Annotated in this window: 11 protein-coding genes; all 11 read left to right on the top strand. The window is 66.3% G+C overall.

Annotated elements, in window-relative coordinates; translation table 11 throughout:
- Positions 1–119: 119 nt before the first annotated feature.
- The 11 genes from ispH to ffh all read left to right on the top strand — a co-directional run bounded on the left by ispH (position 120) and on the right by ffh (position 10,159).
- Positions 120–1,109, top strand: coding sequence for a 4-hydroxy-3-methylbut-2-enyl diphosphate reductase (gene ispH, locus LDL32_RS06340; RefSeq protein WP_233068738.1), 990 nt, complete (start codon positions 120–122; stop codon positions 1,107–1,109).
- A gap of 13 nt (positions 1,110–1,122) precedes the next feature.
- A complete protein-coding gene (locus tag LDL32_RS06335) occupies positions 1,123–2,094 on the top strand; it encodes a homoserine kinase (RefSeq protein WP_233065279.1) in 972 nt (323 codons plus the stop codon).
- A 14-nt stretch (positions 2,095–2,108) separates the two neighbouring features.
- Positions 2,109–2,630, top strand: coding sequence for a ribonuclease HI (gene rnhA / locus LDL32_RS06330; RefSeq protein WP_370636754.1), 522 nt, complete (start codon positions 2,109–2,111; stop codon positions 2,628–2,630).
- Positions 2,627–3,355, top strand: a complete 729-nt coding sequence (locus LDL32_RS06325; RefSeq protein ID WP_233065277.1) for an ABC transporter ATP-binding protein — start codon at positions 2,627–2,629, stop codon at positions 3,353–3,355. The genes rnhA and LDL32_RS06325 overlap by 4 nt, the downstream gene beginning before the upstream one ends.
- Positions 3,356–3,381: 26 nt before the next feature.
- The gene (locus LDL32_RS06320; protein ID WP_233068731.1) at positions 3,382–4,134 is read left to right on the top strand and encodes an ABC transporter permease; all 753 of its coding nucleotides are present in this window, start codon (positions 3,382–3,384) and stop codon (positions 4,132–4,134) included.
- A 60-nt stretch (positions 4,135–4,194) separates the two neighbouring features.
- Positions 4,195–5,091 (top strand): nucleoside hydrolase, encoded by an 897-nt coding sequence (locus LDL32_RS06315; protein WP_233065275.1) that lies wholly within the window; start codon positions 4,195–4,197, stop codon positions 5,089–5,091.
- Positions 5,092–5,270: 179 nt separating this feature from the next.
- Positions 5,271–6,230 (top strand): phosphate ABC transporter permease subunit PstC, encoded by a 960-nt coding sequence (pstC, locus tag LDL32_RS06310; RefSeq protein WP_233065273.1) that lies wholly within the window; start codon positions 5,271–5,273, stop codon positions 6,228–6,230.
- Between the two features lie 23 nt (positions 6,231–6,253).
- Positions 6,254–7,132, top strand: coding sequence for a phosphate ABC transporter permease PstA (pstA, locus tag LDL32_RS06305; protein ID WP_233065270.1), 879 nt, complete (start codon positions 6,254–6,256; stop codon positions 7,130–7,132).
- Positions 7,129–7,914 (top strand): phosphate ABC transporter ATP-binding protein PstB, encoded by a 786-nt coding sequence (gene pstB / locus LDL32_RS06300; protein ID WP_233065268.1) that lies wholly within the window; start codon positions 7,129–7,131, stop codon positions 7,912–7,914. The genes pstA and pstB overlap by 4 nt, the downstream gene beginning before the upstream one ends.
- A gap of 150 nt (positions 7,915–8,064) precedes the next feature.
- Positions 8,065–8,574, top strand: coding sequence for a periplasmic heavy metal sensor (locus LDL32_RS06295; RefSeq protein ID WP_233065266.1), 510 nt, complete (start codon positions 8,065–8,067; stop codon positions 8,572–8,574).
- 190 nt (positions 8,575–8,764) lie between these two features.
- Entirely contained in the window at positions 8,765–10,159 is a 1,395-nt protein-coding gene (gene ffh, locus LDL32_RS06290; RefSeq protein WP_048855706.1) for a signal recognition particle protein, read from the top strand.
- Positions 10,160–10,171 lie beyond the last annotated feature (12 nt).

Raw genomic sequence — 10,171 nt, 5'->3', positions numbered from 1 at the left:
GTCACGGTTTGCGTAGGGCCGGACCCATAACACGGGATCCCGGCGCCGGAACTCTAGCAGATCGTGGCCCGTATCCTATACCGCCCGCCGGATGTTTGGGGAACACCATGCCCGACCAGATGATTCATACGCCCGATACCACTGCCCCCACCGACGCGCCGCCCCGCGTGCTCAGGGTCCTGCTTGCAGGCCCGCGCGGATTCTGCGCAGGCGTCGATCGTGCCATCCGTGTCGTGGAGGAAGCGATCCGCCGCTACGGCGCGCCGGTCTATGTCCGCCATGAAATCGTCCATAACCGCACCGTGGTCGAAACGCTGGAGGCGCAGGGCGCGATCTTTGTCGAGGAACTCGATGAAGTGCCCGCCGATGGCCAGGTCGTCTTCTCCGCCCATGGCGTGCCCAAGACCGTTCCGGCCGAGGCCGAGCGCCGTAATCTGCTGTATCTGGACGCAACCTGCCCGCTGGTGTCGAAAGTGCACCGCGAGGCCGAGCGCCACTTCGCCGATGGCGGGCCCGAAAGCCGCCATATCCTGATGATCGGCCATGCGGGCCACCCCGAGGTCGTAGGCACGATGGGCCAGTTGCCCAACGGTGCGGTCACCCTGATCAACGATGCGGAGGAAGCCCGCACCGTCCAGCCCGCCGACCCGACACGGCTGGCCTTCATCACCCAGACCACCCTGTCCGTCGATGACACGGCGGAGATCGTGGACATCCTGCGCGACCGCTTCCCCCTGATCGAGGGGCCGCGGCGCGAGGACATCTGCTACGCCACCACCAACCGGCAGGAAGCGGTCAAGGCCATAGCACCCGGCTGTGACCTGGTGATCGTGATCGGCTCGCCCAATTCCTCCAACTCGCAGCGCCTGCGCGAAGTGGCGGAGCGTTCGGGCGCGCCACGCGCCCTGCTGGTGCCGCGCCTGAACGCGCTGGACTGGTCGGCGCTGGACGGTGTCTCCACGCTGGGCATCACCGCGGGTGCGTCCGCCCCCGAATCACTGGTGCAGGAAATGGTGGCCGCCCTGGCCAAGCGCTTCACGCTCGAGATCGAGGAAATCACCGTGAAGGAAGAAAACGTGGCCTTCCGCCTGCCGGCGCCGCTGGGCTGAACCGTAACTTTCCATGGCAGTCTATACCGAAGTGCCGGAAGATGCGCTGGAGGCGTTTCTCGAAGGCTATGACATCGGCAGGCTCCTGTCCTGCCACGGCATTGCGGAAGGTGTGGAGAACAGCAATTTCCTGCTGAAGACCACACAGGCCACCTTCATCCTGACGCTGTACGAGCGCCGGGTGGATCCTGACGAACTGCCATGGTTCCTGGGGCTCATGCAGTATCTGGCGGGGCGCGGGCTGTCATGCCCGCTGCCGGTGGCGGACCGGCAGGGCCGCACGCTGCGCACGCTGGCCGGCAGGCCCGCCGCCATCACCACCTTCCTGCCCGGCGGGTGGTCGCCCCGGATCGATACGGACATGTGTGCGCAGGTCGGCGCGGCCATGGCGCGGCTGCACCTGCTGGGCGAAGGATACGTGGCCGAGCGCCCCAATTCCATGGGGCCGCAGTCATGGACCGGGTTGCTTGACGCCTGTCGCGCGCGCGGTGATGCGGTCCGTCCCGGCCTTGTGCACGAAATCGGGGCGGTGCTGGCCCGCGTGCTGCCCGCATGGCCGGGGGTGGGCAACAACCCGACCCTGCCGCGCGGGCAAATCCATGCCGATCTTTTTCCTGATAACGTCTTTTTCCGCGATGGCAGGCTGTCGGGCATCATCGACTTCTATTTCGCCTGTACGGACTGGTACGCCTACGATCTGGCCATTACCATCAATGCATGGTGCTTTGACGCGCAGCGGCAGTTCATGCCCGCGCGTGCGGGCGCCATGCTGGAGGCTTATCGCCGCGTACGCCCGCTGGAGGATGCGGAGGACGCGGCCCTTGCGACCCTTGCCACGGGTGCCGCCATCCGGTTCACGCTCACAAGGCTGTATGACTGGATCAACACCCCCGCCGATGCGCTGGTCACGCGCAAGGACCCGCTGGACTACGCGGCGCGCATGGCGTTCTGTGCCAGTCGCATGGGCGGACCTTTCCTGCCATGAGCAACGAAGGGGTCATGGTTGTGGGGGATACGGGACCGGAAGAAAGCGGTGCGGCGGCCAGCGTGCCCGACAGTGCGGGCGTGGTCGAGATCTGGACCGATGGTGGCTGCAAGCCCAATCCCGGCCCCGGTGGCTGGGGCGCCCTGCTGTGCTACCGCGGGCAGGAACGTGAACTGTCGGGTGGTGAGGCGGAGACAACCAACAACCGCATGGAACTGACGGCGGCGGCCGAGGCGCTGGAAGCACTCAGACGCCCGTGCCGCGTGGTGCTGCATACCGACAGCGAATACGTGCGCAACGGCATCACGCGCTGGAGCACGGGCTGGGTGCGGCGCAAGTGGCGCAATGCATCGGGCGACCCGGTGGCCAACATGGACCTGTGGCGCAGGCTGCTGGAAATCAGTGCGCGGCACGAAATCGAATGGAAATGGGTGCGCGGCCATTCGGGCGACGTGAATAACGAGCGCGTGGACCAGCTGGCCACCGCCGCGCGCGATGCGCTGGGCATAGCCTACCCCAGACGCGCCAGGAAATGACCGGCGCGCCACCCGCCATCCGGCTTGAGGGCGTGGGGCTGGATTTTGACGGTGCCCCCCTGTTGCGGGACATGGATCTGTGCATCGGGGGCGGGCGCATCACCGTCCTGCTGGGGGCAAGCGGGGTGGGCAAGACATCGCTGCTGCGCATGCTGGGCGGCCTGGCCCGCCCGGATCACGGGCGTATCGTGGCCGATGACGGGCAGCCCCTGGCCGGCCGGGTTGCGTGGATGGGCCAGCAGGACCTGCTTCTGCCATGGGCAAGCGCACTTCACAACGTCATGCTGGGTGCGCGCCTGCGTGGTGACAGGCCGGAGCCCGCGCGCGCACGCCACCTGCTGGGCTGCGTGGGGCTTGCGGCGCAGGCGGATGCCCGTCCCGCAACCCTGTCGGGTGGCATGCGCCAGCGCGTGGCACTGGCACGCGTGCTGTATGAAGGCCGTCCCGTCATCCTGATGGATGAGCCCTTTTCCGCGCTGGACAGCATCACACGCGCGCGCATGCAGGATCTGGCCGGGCGCATGCTGGCGGGGCGCACCGTCGTGCTGATCACCCATGACCCGCTGGAGGCCTGCAGGCTGGCCGATACCATGCTGCTCATGGCGGGTTATCCTGCCACGATCAGTACCATTGCGGCCCCCCCCGGCGCGGTGCCCCGCCCGGTGGATGATCCCGCCGTGCTGGCCGCGCAGGCCGGACTGCTGCGCCGGATGCTGCGGCAGTGACCGGCCCCACGCCCTACGCCCGCGCAATGGCGGTCCTGCGCCCGGTCCTGACGCTGGCGGGACTTGTGGCACTGTGGGCCGGGCTTGCGCGCTGGGGGGGGATTCCGCCGTACATGCTGCCATCCCCCGCCGCCGTGGCGCGCGCGTTATGGACCCAGCGTGCGCAGCTTGCCCCCGCGGGGCTGACCACGCTGGAGGAAACGCTGCTCGGCCTGGTCCTTGGCATTGGCGCGGGTAGCGCGCTTGCCATTGGCATGGCGCTGTGGGCGCCGCTGCGGCGGTGGGTCATGCCCATGGTCCTGCTCAGCCAGGCGGTACCGGTCTTTGCCCTGGCGCCGCTGCTGGTGCTGTGGTTCGGATTCGGCATGAGTTCGAAGGTGGTCATGGCGGTGCTGGTCATCTTCTTTCCCGTCACCTCGGCGCTGGGCGATGGACTGCGCCAGACGGAGCCGGGCTGGATGGACCTTGCCCGCACCATGGGGGCTTCGCGCTGGCGGGTGCTGGTCCATGTCAGGCTGCCCGCCGCCATGCCTTCCTTTGCCTCCGGCGTGCGCATGGCTACCGCCATCGCCCCCATCGGCGCGGTGGTGGGGGAATGGGTTGGCGCATCCTCCGGGCTGGGCTTTCTCATGCAGACGGCCAACACACGTTTCCAGACCGATCTCATGTTCGCGGCGCTGGCCGTGCTGGCGGTCATGACCGTGGTGCTCTGGTGGGGGGTAGACCGGGCGCTGGCGCGTGCCCTGTACTGGCAGCCCGTGCACGCGGATGTTGACTGAACTGTTGTAACACGCCACCACCACTGACGCGCCCAACCCGAAGCCAAGGACAGGATGCCCATGACACGCCCCATCATTCTCGATCTGACCCCCGATGCGCAGGGAATGGTGGCGCTGCTGGCGGCGCTGCAGGTGCCCGATCACGTCCGTCCGGTGCTGGTGCTGTTCAGCGGCAGGGCAACGGAGGTGGGCGTGGCCATGGGCCATGCACGTGACCTGCTGCGGCACTACGGGCTGGGGGATGTGGCCGTGCAGGCAGGCTGCCCTGGCGCGATGGTGCAGGCGGATGGTGTGGGGCATGACCTGCCGCCGGGCAATGACGGGCTGGGGGCGGCGCATCTGGTCCAGGCCATCTGGGCCTGCCCGCCGGGCAGCGCCGTCATGTGCTGCTCCGGCCCGCTGACCACGCTGGCGCTGGCGCTGGTGCAGGCGCCGGATGTGGGCGCGCATCTGCACGGGATCATATTCAGCGGGGGCGCCTTCCATACGGCCGGGGATGCGACATCGGTCGCCGAACGCAACGTCGCGGCCGACCCGGAGGCGGCGGCCACGGTCCTGGCCGCCGGCGTGCCCGTCACCATGCTGCCGCTGGAATGCACCGGCCGGCTGAAGGCGGATGCGGTGTGGATGGAACAGCTTGCGCGCATGGGGAGTCGTCCTGCCTCCGTCGCGGGCAGGGTGCATGCTGAACTTGTCGCAGCGCGCAATGGTGGCGCGCGCGGCAGCGGGGTGGATATCGGCCTTGCCGCCGTGGCGCCGCTTCTGGCCCTGCTCAGCCCCGGTATTTTCCAGGGGCATCTGGCGCATGTGAATGTGGAATGCCGGGGTGCCCATACGCGCGGCATGACGGTGGCGGCGCGCGGGGGCATGCAGCCCAACGCGCTCGTGCTGCGGAACCTGTCGGTGGATGCGGGGCGGGGCGTGTTGCGTGACCTGTTGCTGGTTGCCACGAAATAAGGTCCGGGCCATCCCGAAATTGCAAAAAAATACAGTGATGTGGTGCAAAGTTGCGCCATGTGCGATCATGATGGTTGCAGAAACCGCGTGACCTCCAGTATTGGTCCCGGCATTCCGGTGTGCCCGCGGGCGCTAATTTCGAGAACTGTGATGCGTGTGGCGGCGCGGAGGTCTTCTGTATGGATCGGTCTGCAACATCCCCTTCGACCCTGACAGGGGGGGCAAGGGGCAATGGCGATACCATATTCACCACCATTGTCCGTTGCGCCGCCGTCCTGATTCTGCTGGGGCTGGGTGGCATGGTCGTGGTCATGGCGTGGGGCGCGCGGGGCGCGTTCGCGGCATTTGGTCCCGGCTTCGTGCTGGGCACGGCGTGGAATCCGGTCACACAGCATTTTGGTGCCGCTGCCCCCGTGTTCGGCACGCTGGTGACCGCGCTTCTGGCCATAGCACTGGCCGTGCCGCTGGCCTTCGGCATTGCGGTATGGCTGACCGAAATCGCATCCGCCCGCATCGCAGGCGTCATCGGCACGCTGATCCAGCTGCTGGCGGCGGTGCCGTCCATCATTTTCGGCATGTGGGGGTTTGCGGTGCTGGTACCCTTCATGGCCCATCATGTGGAACCGCTGGCCAGCCATACGCTGGGCCGCGTGCCCGGTATCGGCATCATGTTCCGCGGCGCGCCCTATGGCACCGGGTTCCTGACCGGCGGCATGATCCTGGCTGTCATGGTCACGCCGTTCATTTCCGCCGTGATGCGTGATGTCTTCCTGTCCATTCCCGCCGTGCTGAAGGAGAGCGCCTACGGGCTGGGCATGACCCGGTGGGAGGTCGTGCGCCGCATCATCCTGCCGTGGTCGCGTACGTCCGTGGTGGGCGGGATCATGCTGGGGCTGGGCCGTGCGCTGGGGGAGACGATGGCCATTACCTTCGTCATAGGCAACGCCAACCATATCGGCTGGTCGCTGTTCTCGCCGGGGAACACCATTGCCTCCCTCATCGCACTGGAATTCCCTGAAAGTGCGATGGGCAGCCTGAAATTCTCCTCGCTCATGGCGGCGGGCTTCCTGCTCATGCTCATCTCCCTTGGTACGCTGGTCTGCTCGCGGCTGCTGCTGCGCACCGGCAGGGCGGCCTGAGCATGGCGGGTCAGGAGCAGGGCATGATGGATCCCGCCGCCGCGGCGCGCTGGCAGGGCAATACCCTGTCGGACATGCGCAGGCGCATGGTGGACCGGATTGCAACGGTGCTGTGCTGGCTTGCGACGGTGCTGGTGCTGCTCATGCTGTTTTCCATCCTGTTCGTGCTGGTGCGCAACGGAATCGGGGGGCTGCGCTGGGCTACGCTGGTGCATGTCACCGCCCCGCCGGGGCAGGGGGGCGGGCTTGCCAACGCCATTGTCGGCAGCCTGATCCAGACCGGGCTTGCCGTGCTGATCGGTGCGCCCATCGGGCTGCTGGCGGGTATCTACCTTGCGGAATTCACGGCAACGGACGGGCGGCTGACCAATCTGGTCCGCTTCGTGTCCGACCTGCTGCTTTCGGCCCCGTCCATTCTGGTCGGGCTGTTCATCTACATGGTCGTGGTGGTGCCGACGGGGCATTTCTCCGGCATGGCAGGGGCGCTGGCGCTGTCCATGCTGGTGGTGCCCGTGGTGGTGCGCACGACCGAGGACATGCTGCGCCTCGTGCCGCTTTCCATGCGGGAGGCGGCCATCGCACTGGGTGCGCCCCGGTGGCGGGTGATCCTGCTGGTGTGCCTGCGCGCTGCGCGTGACGGGGTGACAACGGGCATCCTGCTCGCCCTTGCCCGTGTGTCGGGCGAAACGGCGCCGCTGCTGTTCACATCGCTTGGCAACATGAACTGGTCGGTCTCGCCCGCGGCGCCCATGGCCAGCCTGCCGGTCACCATCTACCAGTACGCAGGGGCAGCGTATGACGACTGGACCGCGCTGGCGTGGACCGGCGCGCTGCTGATCACGGCAGGTATCCTGATGATAAACATAACCGTAAGGCTGGGGCTGGGACGGAACAGGAAATGAACATGATGGCAGCGGAAAAAAGCCCGGTTCCCACGGCCATATCGGTCCGTGACCTGAACTTCTACTATGGCACGAACCATGCGCTCCGGAACATCTCGATCGATTTTCCGCAGGGGCAGGTCACGGGCATGATCGGGCCTTCGGGGTGTGGCAAGTCCACGCTGCTGCGTGTGCTCAACCGGATGTATGACCTTTATCCCGGCCAGCGAGCGACGGGAGAGGTCATTTTCGACGGTTGCAACATCCTTGGCCCGAAAGTGAACCTGAACGTCCTGCGCGCGCGTGTGGGTATGGTGTTCCAGAAGCCCACGCCATTCCCGATGTCGATCTATGACAACATAGCCTTTGGCGTGCGCCTGCACGAGCGGCTTGACCGTGCGGCGATGGACGCGCGGGTGGAGGACGTGCTCCGGCGCGTCGCCCTGTGGTCCGAGGTGCGGGACAGGCTGCGCGATTCGGCGGCGGCCCTGTCCGGTGGCCAGCAGCAGCGGCTGTGCATCGCGCGCACCATAGCGACCCGGCCGGAAGTGGTGCTGCTGGATGAACCGACCAGTGCGCTGGACCCGGTCTCCACCGCGCGGATCGAGGAACTGCTGGACGAGCTGAAAGCCGATTTCACCATCGCCATCGTCACCCATAACCTGCAGCAGGCCGCGCGCTGCGCCGATCAGGTCGCCTTTTTCTATATGGGCGAGGTGGTGGAGGTGGACAGTGCCGACCGCATGTTCACCACCCCGCGTGAAAAACGCACGCAGGACTACATAACCGGCCGCTTTGGCTGAGGCATCGGGCCGCGCTCCTTACATTTTGTAGCAAGTTTGCCTGCATTGGAACGGTCGGTCTGTTGTAGCGTTGCGTTTGCAGGCCTTGCATGACCATCCTGAGGCATGCAGGGTAGAGAACGAGTTATAACAGGAGTAGACTTGGTTCCCATGATGAAGAAAATGATTATGGCCGCCGCCGTGGCCGGTAGTCTTGCAAGCCTGTCCGGTCAGGCCCTGGCCGCCCATCATGCCCCGCCGCCGCCCCCCGGCTGCAATGGTGGCATGGGTGGCCCCGGCGGGTTTGGCGGCATGCCCTTCTTGGGGAATGTCCAGCTGACGTCCGCCCAGCACAAGAAGCTGAAGGCCATCCTGCAGGACAGCCATCCGGACTTCCATGCCGACATGGAGAAGGAGCACCAGCTTCACAGGCAGATCCAGGACCTGCTGGCCACGCCGGGCAAGGTTGATGAATCCCAGATCGTTGGCCTGCAGCAGCAGATCGCCCAGATGCACCAGCTGCATGAGGCGGCCCGCCTGCAGACGGCCATCCGCATCCACGATATCCTGACCACCGATCAGCTGAACCAGATCCGCGCCACGCAGGACAAGGTCGCAAGCCTGCACGAGCAGCTGCGCGCGCTGACCGCGCCGCCGCCGCCGGAAGATGGCAAGAAATAAGGAACCCGTCCCCGCCACGTGCGGGGCAGGACCTGAAAAACGGCTGCCGGACTGTCCGGCAGCCGTTTTTTTATGCCAGCGCGCGTAATGCTTGACAGGGCGGGACAGGGCGCGATACATCCGCCGCACAATCAGGCACGTCACTTCGCGAGGGTTCGCGCAGTGGCGCGTCCTCTTTTGGGGAAATACTTTGTTCGAGACCCTGTCAGGCAAGCTTTCCGGTGTGTTCGATGGCCTCGCCAAGCGCGGGGCCCTGTCGGAAGCCGATGTTACGGAAGCCATGCGCGAGGTGCGTCTGGCCATGCTGGACGCCGACGTCGCGCTGCCTGTCGTCAAGGATTTCGTCAACAAGGTTCGTGAACGCGCCGTGGGGCATGAGGTGCTGGACAGCATTTCCCCCGGTCAGGCCGTCGCCAAGATCGTCAATGACGCGCTGATCGACGCGCTGGGTGGCGCGGGCGCCGTTCCGCTGAACCTGAACGCGGCCCCGCCGGTGCCGATCCTGATGGTCGGCCTGCAGGGTTCGGGCAAGACCACGACATCGGGCAAGATCGCGCGCCGTCTGGCGCAGCGTGAGCGCAAGAAGGTACTGCTGGCCAGCCTTGATACCCAGCGCCCCGCGGCCCAGCTGCAGTTGGCGCAGCTGGCTGAACGCGCGGGTGTGGCGTCGCTGCCCATCATCGCGGGGCAGACCCCGGTACAGATCGCGCAGCGGGCAATGGATACGGGCCGGCGCGAGGGGTATGACATCGTCATCCTCGACACCGCCGGCCGCCTGTCGATCGATGAAGCCCTGATGGATGAGGTCCGCGCCATCCGCGCCGAGACCGATCCCGCCGAGACCCTGCTGGTGGTCGACGCCATGACCGGGCAGGACGCGGTCAACACCGCCAAGGCATTCAACGAGGCCGTGGGCGTGACCGGCGTTGTCATGACCCGTATGGATGGTGATGCCCGTGGCGGTGCCGCCCTGTCCATGCGTGCCATTACCGGCGCGCCGATCAAGCTGACCGGCTCGGGCGAGAAGCTGGACGCGCTGGAGGAATTCCATCCCGAGCGTGTCGCGGGCCGTATCCTTGGCCTGGGCGATATTGCCGGACTGGTGGAAAAGGCTGCCGATACCCTGGATCATGAGGAAAGCGAGAAGCTTGCCCTCAAGATGATGCAGGGCAAGTTCGATCTGGATGACTACGCGGCCCAGATCCGCCAGATCAACAAGATGGGTTCCATTTCCGGTATCCTCGGCATGCTGCCCGGCATGGGCAAGCTGAAGGATGCGCTGGGGGACAAGGAACTTGATACATCCGTCCTCAAGCGTCATCAGGCCATCATTTCATCCATGACCCGCAAGGAGCGGCGCACGCCCTCCATCATCAAGGCATCGCGCAAGAAGCGCATTGCCGCCGGGTCCGGCACGACCGTGCAGGAGATCAACCGTCTGCTCAAGCAGTATGACGCGATGGCCTCCATGATGAAGCGGTTCAGCAAACTGGGGGTGAAGGGGCTGATGCGTCAGGGCCTGTCCGCCCTCATGCCCAATGGCGGACGCCCCCCCGGTGGCGGCGGGCGTCCGCCTTTCGGCTGATCCCGTAACGCC

This window comes from Komagataeibacter sp. FNDCF1, from assembly GCF_021295335.1.
Classification (GTDB): Bacteria; Pseudomonadota; Alphaproteobacteria; order Acetobacterales; family Acetobacteraceae; genus Komagataeibacter.
Note: the sequence above shows the minus strand (reverse complement) of the source record. Positions and strands in the feature narration are given on the sequence as shown.

Excerpts from the sequence above, each read along its gene's own strand:
- ispH (WP_233068738.1), top strand. The coding sequence starts at position 120 with ATGATTCATACGCCCGATACCACTGCCCCCACCGACGCGCCGCCCCGC.
- LDL32_RS06335 (WP_233065279.1), top strand. The coding sequence starts at position 1,123 with ATGGCAGTCTATACCGAAGTGCCGGAAGATGCGCTGGAGGCGTTTCTC.
- rnhA (WP_370636754.1), top strand. The coding sequence starts at position 2,109 with ATGGTTGTGGGGGATACGGGACCGGAAGAAAGCGGTGCGGCGGCCAGC.
- LDL32_RS06325 (WP_233065277.1), top strand. The coding sequence starts at position 2,627 with ATGACCGGCGCGCCACCCGCCATCCGGCTTGAGGGCGTGGGGCTGGAT.
- LDL32_RS06320 (WP_233068731.1), top strand. The coding sequence starts at position 3,382 with ATGGCGGTCCTGCGCCCGGTCCTGACGCTGGCGGGACTTGTGGCACTG.
- LDL32_RS06315 (WP_233065275.1), top strand. The coding sequence starts at position 4,195 with ATGACACGCCCCATCATTCTCGATCTGACCCCCGATGCGCAGGGAATG.
- pstC (WP_233065273.1), top strand. The coding sequence starts at position 5,271 with ATGGATCGGTCTGCAACATCCCCTTCGACCCTGACAGGGGGGGCAAGG.
- pstA (WP_233065270.1), top strand. The coding sequence starts at position 6,254 with ATGATGGATCCCGCCGCCGCGGCGCGCTGGCAGGGCAATACCCTGTCG.
- pstB (WP_233065268.1), top strand. The coding sequence starts at position 7,129 with ATGAACATGATGGCAGCGGAAAAAAGCCCGGTTCCCACGGCCATATCG.
- LDL32_RS06295 (WP_233065266.1), top strand. The coding sequence starts at position 8,065 with ATGATGAAGAAAATGATTATGGCCGCCGCCGTGGCCGGTAGTCTTGCA.